The organism is Pseudomonas sp. GOM7 (assembly GCF_026723825.1).
Classification (GTDB): Bacteria; Pseudomonadota; Gammaproteobacteria; order Pseudomonadales; family Pseudomonadaceae; genus Aquipseudomonas.
The window spans coordinates 29,509-52,454 of the sequence record NZ_CP113519.1; the positions used below are offsets into that span (position 1 = coordinate 29,509).

A 22,946-nucleotide genomic window follows, 5' to 3' on the forward strand; every position below is an offset into this window, starting at 1 on the left:
GCCTAACCTTCGCTCGTGACGTTTCCATGCGACCTGCTACGCAAGCCTTTGGAATAAGTGAATCAAGCGCGCTGGCGATGCTGTTTTTCCAGCTTCTTCTTGATGCGGTCGCGCTTGAGATTGGACAGGTAATCGACGAACAGCTTGCCGTTGAGGTGATCGCACTCGTGCTGGATGCACACGGCGAGCAGGCCTTCGGCGATCAGCTCATAGGGCTGGCCATCGCGATCCAGCGCCTTGATCCTGACCTTCTGCGGGCGGTCGACGTTCTCGTAGAAACCGGGCACTGACAGGCAGCCTTCCTGATACTGATCCATCTCCTCGGTCAAAGGCTCGAACTCGGGGTTGATGAACACCCGTGGTTCGGTCTTGTCCTCGGACAGATCCATGACCACCACACGCTTGTGCACGTTGACCTGCGTTGCGGCCAGGCCGATACCCGGCGCGTCATACATGGTCTCGAACATGTCATCGACCAGTTGGCGGATAGAGTCATCCACGACCTCCACCGGCTTGGCGATGGTGCGCAGGCGTGGATCGGGAAACTCAAGGATATTCAGGATCGCCATATGCGTTTGTGATGCACTTGTAGAATAAATTCAAAATCCGCTGCTAAGATGATGAACAGCATTGAAAAACGGCTTCAAGCCGCGTAACCAGCGGGTTTGAGCGCGGCGCTAGGGCGCTTCACGCGAAAGCACATAATAAAGGGATTCACCGTATGAGGAAATCACTACTCGCCCTGCTCCTGGCAGCCGGCGGATTGGTTCTGACCAGCATGGCTCAGGCCGCAGTGCAACTCAAGGACGGTCACCCAGACCGTTACACCGTGGTCAAGGGCGATACCCTCTGGGACATCTCCGGTAAATTCCTCAGCCAACCGTGGAAGTGGCCGGAGATCTGGCACGCCAACCCGCAGGTGGCCAACCCGCATCTGATCTACCCGGGTGACACCCTCAACCTGGTCTACATCGACGGCCAGCCGCGGCTGATGCTCAACCGTGGCGAGTCCCGTGGCACCATCAAGCTGTCGCCGCAGGTGCGCAGCACGCCGATGGCCGAGGCGATTCCGACCATCCCGCTGGAGGCGATCAACAGCTTTCTGCTGAGCAACCGCATCGTCAACACACCGGAAGAATTCAACAGCAAGCCCTACGTCGTCGCCGGCAATGCCGAGCGTGTGATCAGTGGCGTCGGGGATCGCATCTACGCCCGGGGCAAGTTCGACGTGCAGCATCCGGTGTATGGCATCTTCCGTCAGGGTAAGACCTACCTGGATCCGAAAACCCAGGAGTTTCTCGGTATCAATGCCGATGACATCGGCACCGGCGAGATCGTTGCCGAGGAAGGCGATGTCGGCACTCTGGTGCTGAGCCGCTCCACGCAGGAAGTGCGTCTGGGTGACCGTCTGTTTCCCACCGAGGAGCGTGCGATCAATTCCACCTTCATGCCCAGCGAGCCCTCCAGCCAGGTCGACGGCCTGATTCTCGACGTGCCGCGTGGCGTGACTCAGATTGGTCAGTTCGACGTGGTCACCCTGAGCAAGGGCGCCCGCGACGGCCTGGAAGTCGGCAACGTGCTGGCGGTGTACAAGACCGGCGAAACCGTGCGTGACCGCATCACCGGGGAAAGCGTGAAGATCCCGGACGAGCGTTCCGGCCTGCTGATGGTGTTCCGCACCTACGACAAGCTCAGCTACGGCCTGATCCTGCAGGCCTCCCGGCAACTGGCGGTGATGGACAAGATCCGCAACCCGTGACACCTTCGAGCCCTGCCTGATGCAGGGCTCGTGCTTTATGGCCGCCAGGATGGCGGCTCCATCGTTCAGGGAAGATTGCTTATGCCACCCATTCCAGCCTCTCTCTCCCCCGCCGAACTCGAAGCTCGCCTGCGCCTGCATCTGCTGCCGGAGCTGGGGCCACGGCGTTTTCGCAAACTGCTCAGTGCTTTCGACAGTGCCTCGGCCGCTCTCAGTGCGCCGGCCAGCGCCTGGCGTGCCCTGGGGTTGCCAGCCGAGTGTGCCGAACCCAGGCGCAGTGCCGAGATCCGTCAGCGTGCCGCCAGCGCCCTGGCCTGGCTGGAAGTGCCCGGCCAGCACCTGCTGATGTGGGACGATGCGCGCTATCCCGCCCTGCTCGGCGAACTGCCCGATGCCCCGCCGTTGCTATTCGTCGCCGGTGATCCGGAGCTGCTCGATGCCCCGCAACTGGCCATGGTCGGCAGCCGACGCGCCTCCGGGCCGGGGCTGGACAACGCCCACGCCTTCGCCCGCAGCCTGGCGGCCGGCGGTTTCGTCATCACCAGTGGTCTGGCCCTGGGCATCGACGGTGCCGCGCACCAGGGCGCGCTGGATGGTGGCGGCAAGACCGTGGCAGTACTCGGCACGGGGCTGCAGTGCCTGTATCCGGCCCGGCACAAACGCCTGGCAGCGCAGATCATCGAGCAGGGCGGCGCGCTGGTCTCGGAACTGCCGCTGGATTGCGCACCACAGGCCAGCAACTTTCCACGGCGCAACCGCATCATCAGCGGCCTGTCACTCGGCGTGCTGGTGGTGGAAGCCAGCCCGTCCAGCGGCTCGCTGATCACCGCGCGCCTGGCCGCCGAGCAGGGTCGCGAGGTCTATGCCATACCCGGCTCCATCCATCATCCCGGGTCGCGCGGCTGTCATCAGTTGATCCGTGATGGCGCCACCCTGGTGGAAAGCGTCGAGCATATCCTCGAGACACTGCGTGCTTGGCAGGCCGTGGCTGAGTCGCCTGGCACGCCTGCTGAGGTGCAGGCCGAGCATCCTTTGCTGGCGCTGCTGCATGCCGCGCCGCAGAGCAGCGAAGCACTGGTGCAGGTCACGGGTTGGCCGCTGAACGAGGTGCTGGCTGCCTTGACCGAACTGGAACTCGATGGCCGGGTAAGCAATGAGGCTGGCCGCTGGCTGGCACGCAAGCCGTAGCGCCGGGTGGCTGCCCGGAGTGCATCCGGGTTACCGTGCCAGGGCAGGCTTGGATAGACTGCCGATCATTCGCTAGCGAGAGACAGTCGATGACCAGCAACTGGCAGATACAGCAAACGGCGCGGGTGGTGTTCGACGGCGGCGTGATCGCCTATCCGACCGAGGCGGTTTGGGGCCTAGGCTGCGACCCCTGGAACGAGGAGGCGGTCGACCGCCTGCTGGCGCTGAAGGAGCGGCCCATGGCCAAGGGCCTGATCCTGGTGGCCGATGAGATCGAGCAGTTCGATTTTCTCCTCGAGGATCTGCCAGAGATCTGGCAGGAACGCCTGGCCGCCAGTTGGCCAGGGCCAAACACCTGGTTGGTGCCACATCAGGATCGTTTGCCCGAGTGGGTGACCGGCGCGCACGACAGCGTCGCCCTGCGTGTGAGCGACCACCCACTGGTGCGCGCACTGTGTCGTCTGACCGGGCCGCTGATCTCCACCTCGGCCAACCCGGCGGGTCGCCCTGCCGCGCGTTCGCGCCTGCGCGTCGAGCAGTACTTTCCCGGCGAGCTGGACAAGGTGCTGGTGGGCGCTCTGGGCGGGCGCAGGAACCCAAGCCTGATCCGCGACCTGCGCACCGGCGATGTGATTCGCCCATCCTGAAGAGCAGCTTCAAGCTGCAAGCTTCAAGTAACAGCGGAAAGCGATCAGAGCGCTTGTCATCTCGGTTTTCACCGTCACGCTGTGCAGCTTGCAGCTTGCAGCTTGCAGCTTGCAGCTTGCAGCTTGCAGCTTGCAGCTTGCAGCTTGCAGCTTGCAGCTTGCAGCTTGCAGCTTGCAGCTACTCTCAAGGCAGCAGAATGGTCGAGCCTGTGGTCTGCCGTGAGCTCAGCGCGTCCTGCGCGGCGGCGGCATCCTTCAACGCGTAGCGGTTGCTGATTTCCACCTGCAGCTTGCCACTGGCGATCATGCCGAACAGCTCGTCGGCCATGGCCTGCAGGCGCTGGGGCGTGTTGGCGTAGCCAGCCAGGGTCGGGCGGGTGACGAACAGCGAGCCCTTCTGCGCCAGGATGCCCAGGTTGACCCCGGTGACCGCGCCGGAGGCATTGCCGAAGCTGACCAGCAGGCCGCGTGGTGCCACGCAGTCCAGCGAGGTTTCCCAGGTGTCCTTGCCGACGCCGTCGTAGACCACCGGGCACTTGGCTCCGTCGGTCAGCTCCAGCACCCGTTGCGCCACGTTCTCATGGCTGTAATCGATGGTCGCCCAGGCGCCCTGCTCCTTGGCTCGCGCGGCCTTTTCCGGCGAACTGACGGTACCGATCAGCTTGACGCCCAGCGCCTTGGCCCACTGGCAGGCGAAGGAGCCGACACCGCCGGCTGCGGCGTGGAACAGGATGGTTTCGCCGCCCTTGAGCTCATAGGTCTGGCGCAGCAGGTACTGCACCGTCAGGCCCTTGAGCATCACCGCAGCGGCCTGCTCGAAGGCGATGTTGTCCGGCAGTTTCACCAGCTTGTCGGCGGGCAGCACGTGCAGCTCGCTGTAGGCACCCAGCGGGCCGGTGGCGTAGGCCACGCGATCACCCACGGCAAAGCCCTGGACTGCACTGCCGACGGCCTCGACCACGCCGGCGCCTTCGGTGCCCAGGCCCGAGGGCAACATCGGTGGCTGGTACAGCCCGCTGCGGAAGTAGGTGTCGATGAAGTTCAGGCCGATGGCCCGGTTGGCCACCCGGACTTCGTGCGGGCCGGGAGCGGCTGGTTGATAATCACGATATTGCAGCACCTCGCTGCCGCCGTGCTGGCTGAACTCGATACGCTTGGCCATTTTCGATTCCTTGTCTGATTTGAGCGAAGGGCTATCCAAGCGGCTCGGTCGATCAGCGTCAACTGTGGTATGCCCGGTGTGAATGCTATGCTGCCCGCCGAATTCGACCCGCTCCCCGTTCTAAGGTGCCGCCGTGACTGACCGTACCGAGGCCGTGAAGGCCTATCTGCTCGACCTGCAAGACCATATCTGCTCCGCCCTGCAAGCCGAGGACGGCCAGGCCGTGTTCGCCGAAGACGCCTGGCAACGCCCGGCTGGCGGCGGCGGGCGCACGCGGGTGATCGAGAATGGCGCGCTGATCGAAAAGGGCGGGGTGAATTTCTCCCACGTATTCGGCGACAGCCTGCCGCCTTCGGCCAGCGCCCATCGCCCGGAACTGGCCGGGCGCGGCTTCCAGGCCCTCGGTGTGTCGCTGGTGATCCACCCGGAAAACCCCCATGTGCCCACCTCCCACGCCAACGTGCGCTTCTTCAGCGCCGAGAAGGCAGGCGAAGAGCCAGTGTGGTGGTTCGGCGGCGGTTTTGACCTGACGCCTTACTACGCCCATGAGGAAGACTGCGTGCACTGGCATCGGGTCGCCCGTGACGCCTGTGCGCCCTTCGGCGCGGACGTCTACCCCAAGTTCAAGGCCTGGTGCGACCGTTACTTCCACCTCAAGCACCGTGGCGAGCCGCGCGGTATCGGCGGCTTGTTCTTCGACGATCTCAATGAATGGGACTTCGACACCAGCTTCGCCTTCATGCGTGCCATCGGTGATGCCTACCTGGAGGCCTACCTGCCCATCGTCCAGCGCCGCAAGCTCACCCCGTTTGGCGAGCGTGAGCGCGAGTTCCAGGCCTTCCGCCGTGGCCGCTACGTGGAATTCAACCTGGTCTTCGACCGTGGCACCCTGTTCGGCCTGCAATCGGGTGGGCGTACCGAGTCGATCCTCATGTCGCTGCCGCCGCAGGTGCGCTGGGGTTACGACTGGAAGCCGGAGCCTGGCAGCGAGGAAGCTCGTCTGACTGAGTATTTCCTGACCGATCGCGACTGGCTCCAGGCGGCGCCGTGACCCGTAGCCCGGATGCAATCCGGGGCATTTGATCAGACATCCCCGGATTTCATCCGGGCTACGAATCTGCGTAGGGTGCGCTGTGCGCACCAGATCGTATTTGAGAGAAACAGCCGTAAGCTCCAAGCCACAAGCGGAGCAATCACGCTTGTCGCTTGAGGCTTACAACTCAAGGAATCCCATGGATCGCTACTGCGTATTCGGCAACCCCATCGGCCACAGCAAATCACCCCTGATCCATCGTCTGTTCGCCGAGCAGACCGGCCAGGTGATGAGCTACGACGCGCGCCTGGCACCGCTGGATGACTTCGTCGGCAATGCCCGCGCCTTCTTCGCCGATGGTCTGGGTGGCAACGTGACCGTGCCGTTCAAGGAGGAGGCCTTTCGCCTGGCCGACGAGCTGACCGAGCGCGCGCGCCGTGCCGGGGCGGTGAATACCCTGAAGAAGCTGGCGGACGGTCGTCTGCTCGGCGACAACACCGATGGCGCCGGGTTGACCCGCGACCTGCAGGACAACGCCGGCTTCAGTCTGGCCGGCAAGCGCATCCTCGTGCTCGGCGCCGGTGGCGCCGTGCGTGGTGTTCTCGAACCCTTCCTGGTGCAGCGCCCCGCCCTGTTGGTGATCGCCAACCGCACGGTGGCCAAGGCCGAGCAACTGGTGCGCGAGTTCGCGGACCTCGGCCCGCTGGTCGCAGCCGGTTTCGACTGGAACGAGGCGCCGGTGGATCTGATCGTCAATGGCACCTCGGCCAGCCTCGGCGGCGAGCTGCCGCCTATTGCAGCGAGCCTGATCCAGCCTGGGCATACCCTTTGCTACGACATGATGTATGGCCGCGAGGCGACTGCCTTCAATCGCTGGGCTGCCGCCCAGGGCGCGGCGCGCTGCCTGGATGGTCTGGGCATGCTGGTGGAGCAGGCCGCCGAGGCTTTCGCCCTGTGGCGTGGCGTGCGTCCCGACACTGCGCCAGTGCTGGCCGAGCTGCGACGGCAACTGCTGGGCTGAGTCCGCTGGCGATGCGGCGACTTTGTTTTGCCGTTTGTGTCCGCCCACCGAGTCGATTGCCCTTCCATCAGCCGCTTTTGGGCGGCAGGAACCCGACGGGCGGATTAGAGTCTTGATCAGCAGGTGCTGGCCCGACCTTGCAACTGCCAGCCATTGCGGTATACCGAGGTCATTGCCCTCAAGGAGTGAAGCATGCAGAGCGCTCTGCTGTGGCTCAAACAGGATCTGCGTCTCGACGACAACCCGGCCCTGCAGGCCGGGCTTGCCTGCGAGCGCTTGTTGCCGGTCTACGTGCTCGACCCGCGCCTGCTGCAGATCGGCCCGCTCGGCAGCCGTCGCCAGGGCGTGCAGCGCACGCGCTTCCTGCTCGAGAGCCTGGTGGCACTCGACAGTGCGCTACGCCAGCGTGGCTCGCATCTGCTGGTGGTGCAGGGCGAGCCCGAGCGGGTCATTCCCGAGCTGGTCGAACGCCTGGCGCTGCAGGAGGTGCTGACGCACGCCGAGATCGCGCCGGATGAATGCGCGCTGCAGAAGCGCGTGAAAGACGCGCTCGGTCTGGTGCCGATACGCGAGTTTGCCGGCAATGGCCTGCTGCGCGAGCACGAACTGCCCTGCCTGCCCAGTGAGCTGCCGGCGGTATTCAGCCAGTTCCGCGAGTTGTGCGAAGAGCGCGTGCTGGTGTTCCAGCCGCAGCCCGCGCCCCCTGCCCTGCCGCCTCTGCCGGATGCCGCGCTGGACTTGCTGCAGCCCTTGCCGACACTGTCCCAACTCGGTCTGGGCGAGCCGCTCAACATGCCGCTCAGCGCCTTTCCCTTCTCAGGCGGCGAAGCCGCTGCGCAGGCACGTTTGCGTGACTACTTGTGGAATACCCAGGCGGTGCGGCAATACAAGGAAACCCGCAACGGCCTGATCGGCAGCGACTATTCCTCCAAGTTCTCTCCCTGGCTGGCCAATGGTTGCCTGTCCGCGCGGCGGGTGCTGGCGGAACTGCGGCGCCACGAGTCGCAGTACGGCCGCAACGACTCCACTCATTGGCTGTGGGTGGAGATGCTCTGGCGCGATTTCTTTCGCTGGACGTTGCTGCGCCATGGCAGCGCGCTGTTCAAGGCCGGCGGCCTGAAGGCCACCAGCCATGCGCCGCGCAACCTCGATGAACGTTTCGAGCAATGGTGCCAGGGCCGCACCGGCATGCCGTTCGTCGATGCCAATATGCGTGAGCTGGCGGCTACGGGGTTCATCTCCAATCGTGGTCGACAGGTAGTGGCCAGCTACCTGGTGCATGACCTGCAGCAGGACTGGCGCCATGGCGCTGCCTGGTTCGAGGAGCATCTGCTCGATTACGACCCGGCGAGCAACTGGGGCAACTGGGCCTACCTGGCCGGCGTTGGCAGCGATCCACGGCAGCATCGCGTGTTCAACGTACTGCGCCAGGCGCGCCAGTACGACCCGGATGCCAGCTACGTCAGCCTGTGGATGCCGGAGCTGCATACCGTCGCTGCACACCTGCGGCATACGCCCTTCCTGTTGCCGCCACTGCAACTGGAGGCCATGCGTTATCCGCGTCTGCAGCAGCTACCGGAGAGCTGGCGGCCCTACCTGCCGGCGGCCTGACAACCGTCAGCAGGCCGTTGAAAAACGTAGGCGAGGCAGCCAGTGCAATACCGATGGCGGCCCCGCAAAAACAGCCGAAAAATGCTCGGAGTCGCGTTCGACTTTGCGAATTGCAAATGAGCATTTTTGACGGGGGCGCCTAGTCTGGGCTCGCACGCGAGCCTGCTTTTAACGCAGCAATGGCAACGCACGACTGCAGGGATGCAGGAGGTAGAGCGACGCAGGAAGCCAAAGCCGAGGTAGTTTTTCAACAACCTGCTAGCCCTGTTCGACCCGGTTGCGGCCATTCGCCTTGGCGCGATACAGCGCCTTGTCGGCGCGGTCGAAGGTGATGTCGCTCTTCTCGTCGCCGCGGAACTCGGTAAGGCCGGCCGAACAGGTGATGACCAGCGGCTCGCCCTTGAAGTGAAAGGGGCAGGCCGCGACGGCCGCGCGCAGGGTTTCCAGAAGCTGCAGGCCGCCTTCCAGAGGGGTGCCTGGAATCAGCAGGACGAACTCCTCGCCACCGAAGCGCGCCATGAAGTCGCTCTTGCGCAGGCGCTTGTGCAGCTCGCCAGCGATGATCTTGAGCACGCGGTCACCGGCCAGGTGGCCGTAGTTGTCGTTGACCCGCTTGAAGTGGTCGATGTCGATGACCGCCAGCAGCAATTCGCCGCCGTAGCGTTGCCGGCGTGCCACCTCCATCTCCAGGCGTTCGCTCCAGGCGGCGCGGTTGGGCAGGCCGGTCAGCGGGTCGAGCAGCGACTTCTGCCGCTGTTCTTCCAGGTGGTCACGGAACTGCTGGGCCTCCTGTTCCATTTCCGCCACGCGCTGTACCAGGCCTTGCAGGCGCTCGGCCACCGCATCTTCCCGTTCGTTGCGCTGGTGCTGGTGAGTGGCGACCGTTTGCAGCAGGCCTTCCAGGCGTTGCTCCAGCGCCTGCTTGAGCGATTCCAGATCCACCGCGTCCTGCACGCTGCTCTGCAGCTCGCTGACCTGATCGCGTAGTTCCTGATCGAAGCTGCGCGCCTGTTCGATGGAGCCGCTGTAGCCCTCGTGGGTTTCGTTGAGGGTACTGATGAACGCTGCCAGGCGCTCGTTGAGCTGCTTGAGGTAGAGGGCGAACTCACGCTGCCCGCTGCCGCTGACTGCCAACACCAATACCGACAGATCGTCCAGAACGGGTACCAGCTCGTACCAGTTCAGTGGCCCTTGCAGGCGTAACAGCAGCGCCTCGCCCTGGGGTTGGTGACGTGCGGGCAGTTCCAGTTCGGCCAGCAGTTTGCGCAGGCTTTCGGCGATATGCGGGGCCACTGAACTGTAGCCGGGCTCGCTGCTGGGCAGGTCGAACGCGCCGTTATCCGCTTGCGGGCTGGGCACCAGGCCGGGCGGCGCCGGCAGGCTGTCGAGCGTCGCGCGGGGAGCCGATGCGGCGCTAGTGGGTGTTTCCTGTGGCGGCGTGGCCGGCCTATCCTCGTTGACAGGCTGAGGCTGAGGCTGAGGCTGAGGCTGAGGCTGAGGCTGAGGCTGAGACGTAGCCTCGGGTTGCGCAAGTGGCAGCGCATCGCTGGGCTGTACGCCTGCCTCGCTGGCTTCGTTCGACGCCGCCTGGCCATCGCCACGGCTGCCGAACAGGCGCTGCAGCAGGCCGGGCTGTTCCGGCTGGCTATTGCGCACTTGTTGCAGCGCCTGACCCTGCAACTGGCTCAGTTGGCTGAGCAGCGCCGGCAGCAGGTAACTGTGGCTGGTGGCGTCCTCGAGCTGCCTGCCGAGGGCTTTCAGGGCCTTGCGCACCTCACGCGGAGGATCGAGCTCCTGCAACTGGTCGATCGCCTGCTGCAGGGCGTTGAGTGCTTCGCCGGCCCGTTGCTGGCGGCGCTTTTCCGACTCCAGCACGGCCTTTTCCAGGCGCGGGATGAGGTTGCCGAGGGGGGCGTCCATGTCGTCACGACGGAGGATCTCGCGCATTTCCTTCATGCACTGATCCACTGCCTTGTCGGTACCCTCCGCCGCCAGACTGCTGCGTACCAGGCCGCGACGCAGCAGGTCGAGGCGTGCGTCCCAGCGTCTCTCGAGCTTCTCCTGCTGTTCGAGGCTGCTCAGGTACTTGTCTTTCCAGCGCTGGGCGTCATCGCTCATTTGGCTTATTCCAGGGATGGCGGGTTGGGTGCAGGCGGTTGGCCACTACTTTGAGCATTCGGCAGACGTATTTCCACCGCCACGGGCAAGTGATCGGAAATCGGCTGGGCGAGCACATCGAAACGGCCCAGTTCTAGGCTGGGGCTGAGCAGGATGTGATCGAGGCAGCGCTGTGGGCGCCAGCTCGGAAAGGTGGCCTCGACTTGTGGAGCCAGCAGGCCGAGATCACGCAGGGGTGAGTTTTCCAGCAGGTCGATGGCATGGGTGTTCATGTCGCCCATCAATACCAGATGGCGGAACTCGCTGACGCGCTCGCGAATGTAGGCGAGCTGGCGGGTACGGGTACGGGCGCCCAGCGCCAGGTGCATCATCACCACCAGCAGCGCTTGCTCGCCCTTGCCCAGTTGCAGGAATATCGCGCCGCGTCCGGGGGGCCCGGGTAGCGGATGGTCTTCCAGCGCCTGCGGGCGCAAACGGCTGAGCAGACCGTTGCTGTGCTGGGCGAAGCGTCCGAGGTTGCGGTTGAGTTGCTGATACCAGTAGGGGAAGGCACCCTGCTGGGCCAGGTATTCCACCTGGTTGACGAAGCCCGAACGCAGGCTGCCGCCGTCGACCTCCTGCAGCGCGACCAGGTCGAAGTCGGCGAGCAGGTCACCGATGCGTTGCAGGTTGCCGCTGCGCCCGGCGTGCGGCAACAGGTGCTGCCAGCTACGGGTCAGGTAATGGTGGTAGTGCTGGGTATTGATGCCGACCTGGACGTTGAAACTGAGCAGTCGCAGCAGACCATCGGCTGGCCAACTGCGCTCGGGGGAACGGCAATGCGGGTTGACCTGTGGGTCACACAGGCCAACCGCGCGGGTCTTCCGCCAGCGGCGCAGCATCTTATGCGCCTAGCGCCGCTCAGCGCGCGGCACGTTCCTTGGCGATCAGGTAGTCGGCTACTTCCAGCGCCTGCTGCGCGCCACCGGCCGAGCCGATATCGAAGCGGTACTTGCCATCCACGATCATCACCGGCACGCCGGTGATCTGATAGGCCATGGCCAGTTTCTTGGCCTTTTCCATCTGGCCTTTGACGGCGAAGGAGTTGAAGGTCTTGAGGAAGGCATCGCGATCCACGCCTTGGGTGGCGACGAAATCGGCGAACTCCTCAGGCGTGGCCAAGCGCTTTTTCTCCTGGTGGATGGCGTTGAACACGGCATCATGCACCTTGTGCTCAACCTGCATCATTTCCAAGGTAATGAACGCCTGGCCATGCACGTTCCACAGACCGCCGAACAGCGCCGGAATGCGCACGAAGTTGACGTCATCCGGCAGTTGCTTGATCCAGGGGTTGAGCGTCGCCTCGAACTGGTAGCAGTGCGGGCAGCCATACCAGAACAGTTCCACGACTTCGATCTTGCCGGGTTTGGAAACCGGTACCGGGCTACTGAGCTCGACATACTGCTGGCCTGCGACCGGCTCGGCATGGGCAGTGAGGCCGAACAGGCTGCTGATCGCCAGAGCGGCGCCGAAAATCAGGTTACGCATGGGGGAACTCCTTGGCTGGAAAAGCATCGCCCTGATGGCGATTCGGAACTATGACTCGCTACCGTTTGGTCAGTTCCTCTATTGTAGCCATGGCACATACGAAAAAGGGCGGCCAAAGCCACCCTTTGTCTTGCCAAGTGCAACGGCGGTCTGTCAGTGCAGGCCCTGGATATAGCTGGAAACGGCTTCGATATCCTTGTTGCTCAGCTTGGAGGCGATGGTACGCATGATCATGGCGTCACCATCGTTGGTGCGGTTGCCTTCGCGGAAATCGGTCAGCTGCTTGGCGACGTACTGCGCATGCTGGCCACCGAGGTGCGGGTAACCGGCTGCGGCGATGCCAGCGCCGTTGGGCGAGTGGCAACCCGTGCAGGCAGGCATGCCTTCTTCCAGCTTGCCGCCACGGAACAGGGCTTCGCCACGCTTGACCAGCTTGGGATCGGCGGCGCCGACGCTCATCTTCTGGCTGGCGAAGTAGGCCGCGATGTCGGCCATGTCCTGATCGCTGAGGTTGTCCAGCAGGCCGGTCATTTCCACGACCTGACGGTTGCCGGACTTGATGTCGTGCAGTTGCTTGAGCAGATAGCGCTCGCCTTGGCCAGCCAGTTTGGGAAAGTTGGGTGCAGGGCTATTGCCATCGACGCCATGGCAGGCACCACAGACGGCGACTTTACCCTGACCGGCTTGTGCATCACCGGCAGCCTGTGCCACGCCGGTGAGGCCCAGGGTCAACAGCAGACTCACGAGTACTTTGTTCATCAGCTAATCCAATTACGGCTAAGAGAGAAAGGGTTATCGGCCGGGCTTACTCATTCGCTCATCAGCTTGATGACCGCCTGGTAATCCTCCGCCGTGCAGTCCATGCACAGCCCACGGGGCGGCATGGCGTTCAAACCATTGGTGACGCTCTGCACCAGTGTATCCATGCCCTTGGCCAGACGCGGTTCCCAGGCGGCCTTGTCGCCTTTCTTGGGTGCCATGGGAAGCTGGCCGTTGTGGCATGCGCCACAGGTGCGGTCGAATACCGCTTGCGGATCCTGTGCGGCATGACCGTTCAGTGACAGCAAGGTCAGAGTAGCCGCGAGCAGCATTTTCTTCATCAAATCAACCTCATCAGGGTGGGAACATCCTGCCTCTATCGGGCGTTATGGAATGAGCGTTCCCTTGGCTACGGTTCCTGCGGGTGGGACAAAGCGCACACAAAATCTGCGGCATTATATACTGGCAACGCTTAAACGGAAACGACGCCACCTGCGACATGCCTTAGCCGGCGGTGGGTGCGCGGAAATGTCGCAAGTCCCGGATCCCATGCCGGATCAGGGCATCCACCGGATACCCCCCATGCTCCCGAAGAACCCCATCATCGGCCTGTGCCAGCAGGCCAGCTTCCTCATCAGCGCCGCCAAGGTCGATCAGTGCCCCGAGGACAGTGGCCTGGAGGTGGCGTTTGCCGGCCGCTCCAACGCGGGCAAGTCGAGCGCGCTCAATACGCTCACCCATGCCAGCCTGGCACGTACCTCGAAGACGCCAGGACGCACGCAACTGCTCAATTTCTTCCGCCTGGATGACGAGCGCCGTCTGGTCGACCTGCCCGGCTATGGCTATGCCAAGGTGCCGATCCCGCTCAAGCAGCATTGGCAGAAACACCTGGAAGCCTACCTGGGCAGCCGCGAAAGCCTGTGCGGCCTGGTGCTGATGATGGATATTCGTCACCCGCTGACCGACTTCGACAGGATGATGCTGGACTGGTCGGTGGCCAGCGGCATGCCGCTGCACATCCTGCTGACCAAGGCCGACAAGCTGGCCTTCGGCGCTGCGAAGAACGCTCTGCTCAAGGTGCGTCAGGAGATTCGCAAGGAATGGGGCGAGGGTATCGGTATCCAGTTGTTCTCGGCGCCCAAGCGCATGGGCGTGGAAGAGGCGCAGATGGTGTTGGCCGGCTGGTTGGCTCTATTGCCGGAGGAAGATGAGGCGGCTCAGGAGTAGGGTCCACGACTTATGGCGTATCGGTGCGCACAGCGCACCCTACGGAGGGCGACGAGGCCTCTGAGCAAGTGTGAGAGGCAGGAGGAGAAGGTAGGAGCTGGCTTGCCAGCGATTGCAGCTTGTTGCCTGCACCATCGCCCGCAAGCGGGCTCCTACACGATTCGGCAGCCACTTTCTTGCAGGCAAAAAAAACCCCGAGCTTCGTATGGGGAGGGAGAAGTTCGGGGTTCAAGCTCTGAACCGCTAGGGCGGGGTTCAGATGTCTGCCAACACTTAACACAACAAAGGAGCATTGAAAGGCTTAACGGCCATTCATGAGTTCTGACCGGGTGGTTGAGCGGAAAGTTCAGGTTTTCTTACAACCATTTGCCATAACTACCAGCTTTTACTGCTCTCAAATCCATAAGCTAGAGCGGCCGCGGCTTAGCGAGGGTCAGTGAGCTTCATCCCAGTTGCTGCCGACGCCTACTTCCACCAGCAGCGGCACATCCAGTTCGGCAGCGTCGCCCATCAGGGCCTTGAGCTTGGCGCTGACTTCGTCGATCAGTTCCTCGCGCACCTCCAGCACCAGTTCATCGTGCACCTGCAGGATGATGCGTGCATCGATGCCGCTATCCTGCAGCCAGCCGTCCACTTTGATCATGGCACGTTTGATGATGTCCGCCGCGGTGCCTTGCATCGGCGCATTGATCGCCGCGCGCTCGGCGCCCTTGCGCATGGCCTGGTTCTGCGCATGGATTTCCGGCAGGTACAGGCGACGACCGAATACGGTTTCCACGTAGCCCTGTTCGGCGGCTTGCGCACGGGTGCGCTCCATGTAGCTCAACACACCGGGATAACGGGCGAAGTAGCGGTCGATATAGGCCTGCGCCTCCTTGCGTTCGACGTCGATCTGCTTGGCCAGGCCGAAGGCGCTCATGCCGTAGATCAGGCCGAAGTTAATGGCCTTGGCCTTGCGCCGCTGATCGCTGGTCACCTCTTCCAGGGCCACACCGAAGACTTCGGCGGCGGTGGCCTTGTGCACGTCCAGATCGTGGCGGAAGGCATCCAGCAGGCCTTCGTCCTTGGCCAGGTGGGCCATGATGCGCAGCTCGATCTGCGAATAGTCGGCCGCCATCAGCTTGTAGCCCTTGGGCGCGACGAAGGCCTGACGGATACGTCGGCCTTCGGCGGTGCGGATGGGGATGTTCTGCAGGTTCGGGTCGCTCGACGACAGCCGGCCGGTTGCCGCCACTGCCTGGTGGTAGCTGGTGTGGATGCGCCCGGTGCGTGGGTTGATCTGCTCCGGCAGCTTGTCGGTGTAGGTGCTCTTGAGCTTGCTCAAGGAGCGGTACTGCATCAGCACCTTGGGCAACTCGTAGTTCTGTTCGGCCAGTTCCGCCAGCACCGCCTCGGCGGTGGAGGGCTGGCCCTTGGCGGTCTTGCTGATCACCGGGTAGCCAAGTTTCTCGTAGAGAATCGCGCCGAGCTGCTTGGGTGAGGACAGGTTGAATTCCTCACCAGCGATCTCGAAGGCCTGGCGCTCCAGCTCCACCAGTTTCTCGCCCAGTTCGACGCTCTGCACGCCGAGCAGCTTGGCGTCCACCAGCGCGCCGTTGCGCTCGATACGCGCCAGTACCGGCACCAGCGGAATCTCGATTTCGCGCAGCACCTTGGCCAGCGAGGGCACGGCTTCGAGTCGGCCCCACAGTTCCTGGTGCAGGCGCAGGGTCACATCGGCATCCTCGGCAGCGTAGGGGCCGGCCTGCTCCAGAGGAATCTGGTCGAAGGTCAGTTGCTTGGCGCCCTTGCCGGCGATGTCCTCGAAGCGGATGGTGCTGTGGTTCAGGTACTTCAGCGCCAGGCTGTCCATGTCGTGGCGGGTGGCGGTGGAATCCAGCACGTAGGATTCGAGCATGGTGTCGAAGGCCACGCCCTGCACCGCGATCGGCGTGCTGGCATTGGCCAGGACGTTGATGTCGTACTTGGCATGCTGGCCGACCTTGGCCTTGGTCGGGTCTTCGAGGATGGGCTTGAGTGCCTTGAGCACCGCATCGCGGTCAAGCTGTTGCGGCACACCCATGTAGCTGTGGGCCAGCGGTACGTAGGCGGCTTCGCCGGCCTTGACCGCGAACGACAGGCCGACCAGTTGCGCCTGCTGGGCGTCGATACTGGTGGTTTCGCTGTCGAAGGCGATCAGTTCGGCCTGCTCCAGCTTTTTCAGCCAGGCGTCGAACTGCGCCTGTTCCAGCACCAGTTGGTAATCCCCGGCGCTGGGCGGCGTCGCTTCGGCGTTGTCTTGACCATCATCGCTGGCCGGCTCGGCGAACAGGTCGCCGGCTGGCGCTGCCGCCTTGGCCGCCAGCGCCTTGTTCTGCCGCAATAGCTCGTCCAGCCAGGCCTTGAATTCCAGTTCGCCATAGAGCTGCACCAGCGCAGCCAGATCCGGTTCACCGGGGTGCAGCGAATCGATCTCGATATTCAGCGGCACGTCGGTCTTGATGGTCGCCAGTTGATAGGAGAGGTAGGCCATCTCGCGGTGTTCCTCGAGCTTGGCTGGCAGGCCCTTGGCGCCGCGAATCGGCAGCTCGGGCACCTTGTCGAGGTTGGCGTAGAGCACGTCGAGGCCGCCACCGACGCCGACCAGCAGACCCAGGGCGGTCTTCTCGCCGACACCGGGTACGCCGGGGATGTTGTCCACCTTGTCGCCCATCAGTGCCAGATAATCGATGATCAGCTCGGGGCCGACACCGAATTTCTCCTTTACGCCATCGGCATCGTAGACGCTTCCAGTCATGGTGTTGACCAGCGTAACGTGCGGGCAGACCAGTTGCGCCATGTCCTTGTCGCCGGTGGAGATCACCACGTCGCGCTTTTCCGCGGCTGCCTGGCGGGCCAGGGTGCCGATCACGTCGTCGGCTTCCACACCTTCCACGCACAGCAGCGGCAGGCCCATGGCACGCACGCTGGCGTGCAGCGGCTCGACCTGCACGCGCAGCTCGTCCGGCATGGAAGGTCGATTGGCCTTGTACTCGGCGAACAGCTCGTCACGGAAGGTGCCGCCCTTGGCGTCGAAGACCACCGCGAAGGGGCTGTTTGGGTACTGCTTGCGCAGGCTCTTGAGCATGTTCAGCACACCCTTGACCGCCCCGGTGGGCATGCCCCTGGAGGTGGTCAGCGGCGGCAGGGCGTGGAAGGCGCGGTACAGGTACGAGGAACCGTCGACCAGAACGAGAGGGGCTTGGCTCATGCGCGGGATCAACCTTTTCGGCGGGTGCAGCGGTAGAATGGCTGCATCGGTGAAAAACGAAGGAGTAAGGTTATCATGGGTATGCTGAATCGCCTGTTGCTGGTCGGCCTGATGGCCTGTCTTCCGCTTGCTGCTCATGCCGAGGATCCGGTTTCCGCCGATCCCGACGTCACCATTCGCCAGGACGGCGACCGCACCATTCAGGAGTATCGGGTCAATGGCTTCCTCTATGCCATCAAGATCACTCCCAAGAACGGTAAACCCTATTTTCTCGTCCGCGCCGATGGCAGCGACGGTAATTTCATCCGCTCGGACGACCCGGACATGCTGATCCCGTCCTGGGAAATCTTCAGTTGGTAACAAGGCAACGACATGTCGGTATTCACCCCCCTGGAGCGTCATGAGCTCGAAGTATTCCTGGCGCCCTACGGGCTCGGTCGACTGAAGAGCTTTCAAGGCATTGCCGCCGGTAGCGAGAACAGCAACTTCTTCGTCAGCCTGGAGCAGGGTGAGTTCGTTCTCACCCTGGTCGAGCGTGGGCCGGTGGCCGATTTGCCGTTCTTCATCGAATTGCTCGATGTGCTGCACGAGGCCGGTCTGCCGGTGCCCTACGCCCTGCGCACGCAGGATGGCGAGGCGCTGCGCAGCCTGGCCGAGAAGCCGGCGCTGTTGCAACCGCGGCTGGACGGCAAGCATCTGCACGACCCCAACGCCCATCACTGCCAGGAGGTCGGGCGCCTGCTGGCGAACATCCATCTGGCGACCCGCGAGCGCCCCATCGAGCGACGCAGTGATCGGGGGCTGGACTGGATGCTCAGCGAGGGTCCGAGTCAGGCGTTGAAGCTCGACGAGCAGGCATTGCCTCTGCTGCGTGACGCATTGCAGGAAATCGCCGAGCTCAAGCCGCGCATTCTTGCCCTGCCGCGCGCCAACCTGCATGCCGATCTGTTCCGCGACAACGCGCTGTTCGACGGCAACCATCTGGCCGGGGTGATCGACTTCTACAACGCCTGCTCGGGGCCGATGCTCTACGACCTGGCGATCACCCTCAACGACTGGTGCTCGCACGAAGACGGCAGCCTCGATGGTGCCCGTGCGCGTGCGTTGCTGGGCGCCTACGCGGCGTTGCGCCCCTTCACCGCCGCCGAGGCCGAGCTATGGCCGACCCTGCTGCGGGTGGCCTGCGTGCGTTTCTGGCTGTCACGTCTGATCGCCGCCGAGTCCTTCGCCGGGCAGGATGTGTTGATCCATGATCCGGCCGAATTCGAGCGCCGCCTGGCGCAGCGCCAGCAGGTCGATCTGCCGCTGCCGTTGGCGTTGTAACGCGAACCGCAACTCCGCCGCTCGTGGCGTAGGGCGGCCCGGTACGCCCTGCGGTGGATGAAAAGAGCGTCATCCACCCTACGTCGGCAACCGCATCATGTCAGCTACCGGAAACCAACCCCGGCAACTGCTCGGCCAGCTTGGCGTTGTTGATCGGTGCGCGGATGAAGCCGCGCTGGGTGCCGTCCGGGCCGAGGATCACCAGGTTGCCGCTGTGGTCGACGGTGTAGTTTTCCTTGCTGGTGTCGGCGGGAATGTAGGGAATGCTCACCGCATTGGCCAGCTTTTGCAGGCTGGCCTCCTCGCCAGTCAGGCCCTGAAAGCCGGCGTCGAAGTAACCCAGGTATTTTTTCAACTGCTGCGGTGTGTCGCGGTGCGGGTCGACGCTGACCAGCACGATGCGCAGACGTTCGCGGGTCACCTCGGGTAGCTGGCTCTTGAGCTGGCGCAACTGGGCGAGGGTCGCCGGGCAGATATCCGGGCAGAAGGTGTAGCCGAAGAACAGCAGCGTCCAGTCGTCCTTGAGCTGATCCAGCGCGACCGTTTCACCATCCTGATTGGTCATGGTCAGCGCTGGCAGGGTACGTGGTTGCGGCAGCAGAACGATGCCGGCGTCGAGCAGAGCAGCCGGGTCGCCCTGGCCCTTGCTGCTCAACACCTTGTTGACGGTGAGGCCCAGCACCAGGGCGACAGCGGCGACGAGAATGAAAATGGTGGTATGGGTGCGGGTCATAAGAGCCTTCAAAGATTGAGCAGCAGGTAGTGATCCAGCAGCAGGGCGATGAACAGCAGGAACAGGTACCAGATACTGTACTTGAAGGTATTGATCGCCGCATGCGGTCGGCTGTCACGGTACAGCACCCAGGCCCAGTACAGGAAGCGCCCGCCCAGCAGCAGCGCACAAGCCAGATAGAGCGGTCCGCTCATGTGGATGGCGTAGGGCAGCAGGGTCACCGCGAACATCGCCAGGGTGTAGAGCAGGATGTGCACCTTGGTGTAGTGCTCGCCATGGGTGACCGGCAGCATGGGAATGTCAGCCTTGGCATACTCGGCCTTGCGATGGATGGCCAGCGCCCAGAAGTGCGGTGGCGTCCAGGCGAAGATGATCAGTACCAGCAGCAGGGGTTCGGCGCTGAGATGGCCAGTCACCGCAACCCAGCCCAGCAGCGGTGGTGCAGCGCCGGCCAGGCCGCCAATGACGATGTTCTGCGGCGTGGCGCGTTTGAGAAAGCCGGTGTAGATCACCGCGTAGCCGAGCAGTGAGGCCAGGGTCAGCCAGGCGGTCAGCGCGTTGGTGAACACCAGCAGCAGGCTCATGCCGGCGATGGCCAGCACCAGCGCGAAGGTCAATGCGGCCAGCGGCGAGACGCGCCCCGTGGTCACCGGACGCTTGTGCGTGCGCGCCATGATCGCATCGATGCGCCGATCTACCACATGGTTCACTGCCGCCGCCGCCCCGGCGCATAGGCCGATGCCGAGGTTGCCGAACAGCAGCACCTGCCAGGGCACGCCGGCGCGGGTGGCGAGAAACATGCCGACCAGCGAGGTGATCAGCATCAGCAGCACCACCTTGGGTTTGGTCAGCTCCAGATAGTCGCGCCAGGTAGCAGGTTCGTAGTGGGCACGTAGCGCAGTGGCCATGATGATGCTCCTCTTGCGGTTATTTCCCGACCTGAATCAGCCTGGCAGGGACGAGCGGACGTTGAATGGCGGCACCTTGGCGACCGATGCGCAGGCGCGGCGCCGCCGCGTGCAGGCGGTAGTTGATCAGTACCAGCGTCAACAGCAGGGCGGCGCCGCCTGCGTTGTGCGCCACCGCCACCAGCAGTGGCAGGTGCAGCAGCACGTTGGCGATGCCCAGGCTGACCTGTGCGGCGAGCGCCACCAGCACCAGACAGGCCAGACGCGACAGATGCGCGGTGTGCAGACGCCAGGCCAGTACCAGCAAGGCCAGGGTCACCAGCAAAGCGCCGATGCGGTGGCTCATATGGATGGCCGTGCGCGCCTCGCTGTCGAGCTGGCCGCCGAGGTAGTTGGGGCCAATGTGCTGGGTCAAGTGAAAGCCCTTGCCGAAGTCCATTGCCGGCCACCACTGGCCATGGCAGGTGGGCAGGTCGACGCAGGCTACGGCAGCGTAATTGGAGCTGACCCAGCCACCCAGAGTGATCTGCCCGATCACCAGCAGCAGGCAGGCGGCAGCCAGTGCACGCAGGCGCGGCGAGACCTGCAGCGGGGCGAAGCGTCCGCACAGGCGCAAGGTGAGCAGGGCCAGCAGGCTCAGGGTGGCGAAGCCGCCGAGCAGGTGCGCGGTGACCACCTGCGGCCACAGCTTGAGGGTGACGGTCCACATGCCGAAGGCTGCCTGCATGATCACCAGGGCGAGGATCGCCAGCGGCAGTTTCAGTGGTTGCTGTGGTTGATGGCGCAGACGCACGGCTTTTATCGCCAGGGCGAGGATGACCAAGCCGAGGGCGCCAGCAAAGTAGCGGTGGATCATCTCGGCCCAGCCCTTGGCCACTTCCACTGGCGCTTCGGGGAAGCGGCTCTCGGCAAGGGCTTGCTTGTGCTCGCTCATGGGTACGCCGAGAAAACCGTAGCAGCCGGGCCAGTCAGGGCAGCCCAGGCCGGCATGGGTCAGGCGAGTGTAGGCGCCGAGCAGTACCACCACGGCGGCGAGCAGGGTGGCGAACAGGGCGAGTCGGTATCCGGGTTTGCTCATGTGTTGTCCTCTTCAAAGGTGGGACACAGGGCTGGCTCAACCGATCAGGGAAATTTTCAGCAGGTAGCGCAGGTCATCGAGAATCGCCTTGCCCTGGCTGCTGGTGTCGTAGCGCAGCACCAGGTTGCCGTGCGGATCCACCAGCCATAGTTGTGCGCCTGACGGGGCCTCGCTGGCCTGCTGGTAGCTGCGGCTGTCGAGGCGGTAGCGGCCGAGCTGTGGATACTCGCGTTGCAGGGTGGCGAGGTAATCGGCGCTCAGCGGTTCGCCAGTGGCCAGGCCGTGGCTGGCGCGTGCCGTCTCGCGATTCAGGCCGATCTGGATTTGTCGCGCCAGGTACACCAGATGCTGGCAGTCGGCTTCGCAGGCGCCGGGTGTGGTCACCAGGATCTGCCAGCGCGGTGCCAGTTGGCCCTGCACGCCGAGATCCTGCAGGGTGCGCCCGTCACCGATCAGGGTGCCGTGATAGGTACGGGTTTCCGGCACCCAGAACTGCCAGCGATACATGGCGCTGGCCAGCAGCATGGGGCCGAAGACGATGGCCAGCAGAAGCAGCAACTGCAGGCGCCCGCGCCCCTTGCGTGGGGTTTCAGGCAGGGTGATGGCTGGGTGCATGGCGTTTCTCCCGTGCGTTGTGCACACCGAGGTAGATGAACAGGCCGAGCAACGCCGCCGCCATGGCGAACCACTGCACGGCATAGCCCTGATGCTTGGCCGGGCTCATGGCCACCACCGGCCAGTCGACCCGGTAGCTGGCCAGGCCGCTCTCCAGGCGCAGTTCCAGCGGCAGGCCGCCGCGACCTAGGCGTTGCCACAGCGCCGCGCTGTCGACCTCGCTGATCAGCCGTGGCCAGCCGGTTTGCGCCGCTGCATTGCCTTGCAGGTGCAGGCCGCCGGGCGGGGCGACATAGACCCAGGCGTCGAGCTGGAGCGGGCCATCGGGGGTGTTGTATTGCGGTGCCTGGCGCCGATCCGGCCAGGGCAGCCAGCCGCGGTTGAGCAGCACCCAAAGGCCGCTGGGCTGGTCGTAGAAGGGTTGCAGTAACTCGACGCCGGCCTGGCCGTCGCGGATGCGGTTGTCCAGCAGCAGGCTGTGCTGGTCATCGAACTGACCTTGCAGATGCACGCGGCGATAGGCCGGGTCGCCAGCCTGCTCGAGCTCCACCAGGCTGACCGGCGCTGCCTGCTGGCGCGCCTCATAGCTGGTCAGCAGCAGGCGCTTTTCCTCGGCGCGCTGCAGTTGCCAGAAGCCCAGGCCACAGAGCAGTGGCAGCAGCAGCGCCACCAGAATGCTGGGTAGCCAGCCGGGGCGGAAGGCGCTCATCGGGCGTCTCCGTTCGGCATCAGATGGCTGGCTATACTGCAAGGCATCGCCCAATCCCCCTGGAGTCTCGCATGCTCAAGGCCGCGATCGTCCTCATGCTGCTGGCGACCATCGCCAGCCTGTTCAGTGGCCTGTTCTTCCTGGTCAAGGACGAAGGCCGTGGTACCCGCCTGGTCAATGCCCTGAGCGTGCGCGTCGGGCTGACCGCCATCACCCTGGCCCTGATCGCCTGGGGCTTCTACTCGGGGCAACTGGTGTCGCATGTGAGCTGGTAGCGGCCAGCTTCAAGCTGCAAGAAA

General features: G+C 64.0%; 23 protein-coding genes. 10 read left to right on the forward strand and 13 right to left on the reverse strand.

Annotated elements, in window-relative coordinates:
* Positions 1-62: 62 nt before the first annotated feature.
* Positions 63-569 (reverse strand): peptide deformylase, encoded by a 507-nt coding sequence (gene def, locus OU800_RS00135; RefSeq protein WP_268180174.1) that lies wholly within the window; start codon positions 567-569, stop codon positions 63-65.
* A gap of 152 nt (positions 570-721) precedes the next feature.
* On the opposite strand from def, the gene OU800_RS00140 reads away from it, so the two are divergent.
* The 3 genes from OU800_RS00140 to OU800_RS00150 all read left to right on the forward strand — a co-directional run bounded on the left by OU800_RS00140 (position 722) and on the right by OU800_RS00150 (position 3,594).
* Positions 722-1,759: a LysM peptidoglycan-binding domain-containing protein gene (locus OU800_RS00140; protein WP_268180176.1), complete on the forward strand. Its 1,038-nt coding sequence runs from the start codon at positions 722-724 to the stop codon at positions 1,757-1,759.
* Between the two features lie 81 nt (positions 1,760-1,840).
* A complete protein-coding gene (dprA, locus tag OU800_RS00145; RefSeq protein WP_268180178.1) occupies positions 1,841-2,947 on the forward strand; it encodes a DNA-processing protein DprA in 1,107 nt (368 codons plus the stop codon).
* An 89-nt stretch (positions 2,948-3,036) separates the two neighbouring features.
* Complete coding sequence (locus tag OU800_RS00150; RefSeq protein WP_268180179.1) at positions 3,037-3,594, forward strand: L-threonylcarbamoyladenylate synthase; 558 nt, start codon at positions 3,037-3,039, stop codon at positions 3,592-3,594.
* A gap of 184 nt (positions 3,595-3,778) precedes the next feature.
* On the opposite strand, the gene OU800_RS00155 is transcribed toward OU800_RS00150, so the two are convergent.
* The gene (locus OU800_RS00155; protein ID WP_268180181.1) at positions 3,779-4,756 is read right to left on the reverse strand and encodes an NADPH:quinone reductase; all 978 of its coding nucleotides are present in this window, start codon (positions 4,754-4,756) and stop codon (positions 3,779-3,781) included.
* A gap of 133 nt (positions 4,757-4,889) precedes the next feature.
* On the opposite strand from OU800_RS00155, the gene hemF reads away from it, so the two are divergent.
* From hemF to OU800_RS00170, 3 genes are all read left to right on the forward strand, one after another.
* Positions 4,890-5,807, forward strand: coding sequence for an oxygen-dependent coproporphyrinogen oxidase (gene hemF, locus OU800_RS00160; protein ID WP_268180183.1), 918 nt, complete (start codon positions 4,890-4,892; stop codon positions 5,805-5,807).
* A gap of 181 nt (positions 5,808-5,988) precedes the next feature.
* Positions 5,989-6,810 (forward strand): shikimate dehydrogenase, encoded by an 822-nt coding sequence (aroE, locus tag OU800_RS00165; protein ID WP_268180185.1) that lies wholly within the window; start codon positions 5,989-5,991, stop codon positions 6,808-6,810.
* Positions 6,811-7,002: 192 nt separating this feature from the next.
* Positions 7,003-8,421 carry a DASH family cryptochrome gene (locus OU800_RS00170; RefSeq protein ID WP_268180187.1) on the forward strand — a complete coding sequence of 473 codons (1,419 nt, stop codon included), beginning with the start codon at positions 7,003-7,005 and terminating at the stop codon, positions 8,419-8,421.
* Positions 8,422-8,679: 258 nt separating this feature from the next.
* On the opposite strand, the gene OU800_RS00175 is transcribed toward OU800_RS00170, so the two are convergent.
* The 5 genes from OU800_RS00175 to OU800_RS00195 form a co-directional block, all read right to left on the reverse strand.
* Positions 8,680-10,539, reverse strand: a complete 1,860-nt coding sequence (locus OU800_RS00175) for a GGDEF domain-containing protein (RefSeq protein WP_268180189.1) — start codon at positions 10,537-10,539, stop codon at positions 8,680-8,682.
* A 5-nt stretch (positions 10,540-10,544) separates the two neighbouring features.
* Positions 10,545-11,420 carry an endonuclease/exonuclease/phosphatase family protein gene (locus OU800_RS00180; RefSeq protein ID WP_268180191.1) on the reverse strand — a complete coding sequence of 292 codons (876 nt, stop codon included), beginning with the start codon at positions 11,418-11,420 and terminating at the stop codon, positions 10,545-10,547.
* Positions 11,421-11,439: 19 nt separating this feature from the next.
* Positions 11,440-12,066 (reverse strand): thiol:disulfide interchange protein DsbA/DsbL, encoded by a 627-nt coding sequence (locus OU800_RS00185; RefSeq protein WP_268180193.1) that lies wholly within the window; start codon positions 12,064-12,066, stop codon positions 11,440-11,442.
* 153 nt (positions 12,067-12,219) lie between these two features.
* Positions 12,220-12,825 carry a c-type cytochrome gene (locus tag OU800_RS00190; RefSeq protein ID WP_268180195.1) on the reverse strand — a complete coding sequence of 202 codons (606 nt, stop codon included), beginning with the start codon at positions 12,823-12,825 and terminating at the stop codon, positions 12,220-12,222.
* A gap of 50 nt (positions 12,826-12,875) precedes the next feature.
* Positions 12,876-13,166, reverse strand: coding sequence for a c-type cytochrome (locus tag OU800_RS00195; RefSeq protein WP_268180196.1), 291 nt, complete (start codon positions 13,164-13,166; stop codon positions 12,876-12,878).
* Positions 13,167-13,407: 241 nt separating this feature from the next.
* Between OU800_RS00195 and yihA the strand changes: the two genes are divergently transcribed.
* Positions 13,408-14,052, forward strand: a complete 645-nt coding sequence (gene yihA, locus OU800_RS00200; protein ID WP_268180198.1) for a ribosome biogenesis GTP-binding protein YihA/YsxC — start codon at positions 13,408-13,410, stop codon at positions 14,050-14,052.
* Positions 14,053-14,485: 433 nt separating this feature from the next.
* Here the strand turns inward: yihA and polA are convergent, their stop codons facing one another.
* Entirely contained in the window at positions 14,486-17,281 is a 2,796-nt protein-coding gene (gene polA, locus OU800_RS00205; protein WP_268180200.1) for a DNA polymerase I, read from the reverse strand.
* Between the two features lie 75 nt (positions 17,282-17,356).
* On the opposite strand from polA, the gene OU800_RS00210 reads away from it, so the two are divergent.
* Together OU800_RS00210 and OU800_RS00215 are read left to right on the forward strand one after the other, a co-directional pair.
* Positions 17,357-17,641, forward strand: coding sequence for a DUF2782 domain-containing protein (locus OU800_RS00210; RefSeq protein ID WP_268180202.1), 285 nt, complete (start codon positions 17,357-17,359; stop codon positions 17,639-17,641).
* A gap of 12 nt (positions 17,642-17,653) precedes the next feature.
* Complete coding sequence (locus tag OU800_RS00215; RefSeq protein ID WP_268180204.1) at positions 17,654-18,604, forward strand: homoserine kinase; 951 nt, start codon at positions 17,654-17,656, stop codon at positions 18,602-18,604.
* A gap of 100 nt (positions 18,605-18,704) precedes the next feature.
* Here OU800_RS00215 and OU800_RS00220 read toward each other — a convergent pair whose 3' ends face one another.
* From OU800_RS00220 to OU800_RS00240, 5 genes are read right to left on the reverse strand one after another with little or no spacing between them, the layout of a single operon-like run.
* A complete protein-coding gene (locus tag OU800_RS00220; protein WP_268180206.1) occupies positions 18,705-19,337 on the reverse strand; it encodes an SCO family protein in 633 nt (210 codons plus the stop codon).
* Between the two features lie 8 nt (positions 19,338-19,345).
* Positions 19,346-20,245 carry a heme o synthase gene (cyoE, locus tag OU800_RS00225; protein ID WP_268180207.1) on the reverse strand — a complete coding sequence of 300 codons (900 nt, stop codon included), beginning with the start codon at positions 20,243-20,245 and terminating at the stop codon, positions 19,346-19,348.
* A 19-nt stretch (positions 20,246-20,264) separates the two neighbouring features.
* Entirely contained in the window at positions 20,265-21,323 is a 1,059-nt protein-coding gene (locus OU800_RS00230; protein ID WP_268180209.1) for a COX15/CtaA family protein, read from the reverse strand.
* Positions 21,324-21,359: 36 nt separating this feature from the next.
* Positions 21,360-21,938 carry a hypothetical protein gene (locus OU800_RS00235; protein WP_268180210.1) on the reverse strand — a complete coding sequence of 193 codons (579 nt, stop codon included), beginning with the start codon at positions 21,936-21,938 and terminating at the stop codon, positions 21,360-21,362.
* Entirely contained in the window at positions 21,913-22,647 is a 735-nt protein-coding gene (locus OU800_RS00240) for an SURF1 family protein (RefSeq protein ID WP_268180212.1), read from the reverse strand. Before OU800_RS00240 ends, OU800_RS00235 begins: the two co-directional genes overlap by 26 nt.
* Before the next feature lie 71 nt (positions 22,648-22,718).
* On the opposite strand from OU800_RS00240, the gene OU800_RS00245 reads away from it, so the two are divergent.
* Positions 22,719-22,922: a twin transmembrane helix small protein gene (locus OU800_RS00245; protein WP_268180213.1), complete on the forward strand. Its 204-nt coding sequence runs from the start codon at positions 22,719-22,721 to the stop codon at positions 22,920-22,922.
* The last annotated feature ends 24 nt before the right edge of the window (positions 22,923-22,946 follow it).

What these genes read in the sequence shown, in the direction of transcription:
- def (WP_268180174.1), bottom strand. Translation starts at nt 569, where the DNA reads ATGGCGATCCTGAATATCCTTGAGTTTCCCGATCCACGCCTGCGCACC.
- cyoE (WP_268180207.1), bottom strand. Translation starts at nt 20,245, where the DNA reads ATGGCCACTGCGCTACGTGCCCACTACGAACCTGCTACCTGGCGCGAC.
- OU800_RS00210 (WP_268180202.1), top strand. Translation starts at nt 17,357, where the DNA reads ATGGGTATGCTGAATCGCCTGTTGCTGGTCGGCCTGATGGCCTGTCTT.
- OU800_RS00190 (WP_268180195.1), bottom strand. Translation starts at nt 12,825, where the DNA reads ATGAACAAAGTACTCGTGAGTCTGCTGTTGACCCTGGGCCTCACCGGC.
- OU800_RS00185 (WP_268180193.1), bottom strand. Translation starts at nt 12,066, where the DNA reads ATGCGTAACCTGATTTTCGGCGCCGCTCTGGCGATCAGCAGCCTGTTC.
- OU800_RS00195 (WP_268180196.1), bottom strand. Translation starts at nt 13,166, where the DNA reads ATGAAGAAAATGCTGCTCGCGGCTACTCTGACCTTGCTGTCACTGAAC.
- OU800_RS00215 (WP_268180204.1), top strand. Translation starts at nt 17,654, where the DNA reads ATGTCGGTATTCACCCCCCTGGAGCGTCATGAGCTCGAAGTATTCCTG.
- OU800_RS00230 (WP_268180209.1), bottom strand. Translation starts at nt 21,323, where the DNA reads ATGAGCAAACCCGGATACCGACTCGCCCTGTTCGCCACCCTGCTCGCC.
- polA (WP_268180200.1), bottom strand. Translation starts at nt 17,281, where the DNA reads ATGAGCCAAGCCCCTCTCGTTCTGGTCGACGGTTCCTCGTACCTGTAC.
- OU800_RS00235 (WP_268180210.1), bottom strand. Translation starts at nt 21,938, where the DNA reads ATGCACCCAGCCATCACCCTGCCTGAAACCCCACGCAAGGGGCGCGGG.
- OU800_RS00220 (WP_268180206.1), bottom strand. Translation starts at nt 19,337, where the DNA reads ATGACCCGCACCCATACCACCATTTTCATTCTCGTCGCCGCTGTCGCC.
- OU800_RS00240 (WP_268180212.1), bottom strand. Translation starts at nt 22,647, where the DNA reads ATGAGCGCCTTCCGCCCCGGCTGGCTACCCAGCATTCTGGTGGCGCTG.
- OU800_RS00170 (WP_268180187.1), top strand. Translation starts at nt 7,003, where the DNA reads ATGCAGAGCGCTCTGCTGTGGCTCAAACAGGATCTGCGTCTCGACGAC.
- OU800_RS00245 (WP_268180213.1), top strand. Translation starts at nt 22,719, where the DNA reads ATGCTCAAGGCCGCGATCGTCCTCATGCTGCTGGCGACCATCGCCAGC.
- aroE (WP_268180185.1), top strand. Translation starts at nt 5,989, where the DNA reads ATGGATCGCTACTGCGTATTCGGCAACCCCATCGGCCACAGCAAATCA.
- dprA (WP_268180178.1), top strand. Translation starts at nt 1,841, where the DNA reads ATGCCACCCATTCCAGCCTCTCTCTCCCCCGCCGAACTCGAAGCTCGC.
- OU800_RS00140 (WP_268180176.1), top strand. Translation starts at nt 722, where the DNA reads ATGAGGAAATCACTACTCGCCCTGCTCCTGGCAGCCGGCGGATTGGTT.
- OU800_RS00155 (WP_268180181.1), bottom strand. Translation starts at nt 4,756, where the DNA reads ATGGCCAAGCGTATCGAGTTCAGCCAGCACGGCGGCAGCGAGGTGCTG.
- yihA (WP_268180198.1), top strand. Translation starts at nt 13,408, where the DNA reads ATGCTCCCGAAGAACCCCATCATCGGCCTGTGCCAGCAGGCCAGCTTC.
- OU800_RS00150 (WP_268180179.1), top strand. Translation starts at nt 3,037, where the DNA reads ATGACCAGCAACTGGCAGATACAGCAAACGGCGCGGGTGGTGTTCGAC.
- OU800_RS00175 (WP_268180189.1), bottom strand. Translation starts at nt 10,539, where the DNA reads ATGAGCGATGACGCCCAGCGCTGGAAAGACAAGTACCTGAGCAGCCTC.
- OU800_RS00180 (WP_268180191.1), bottom strand. Translation starts at nt 11,420, where the DNA reads ATGCTGCGCCGCTGGCGGAAGACCCGCGCGGTTGGCCTGTGTGACCCA.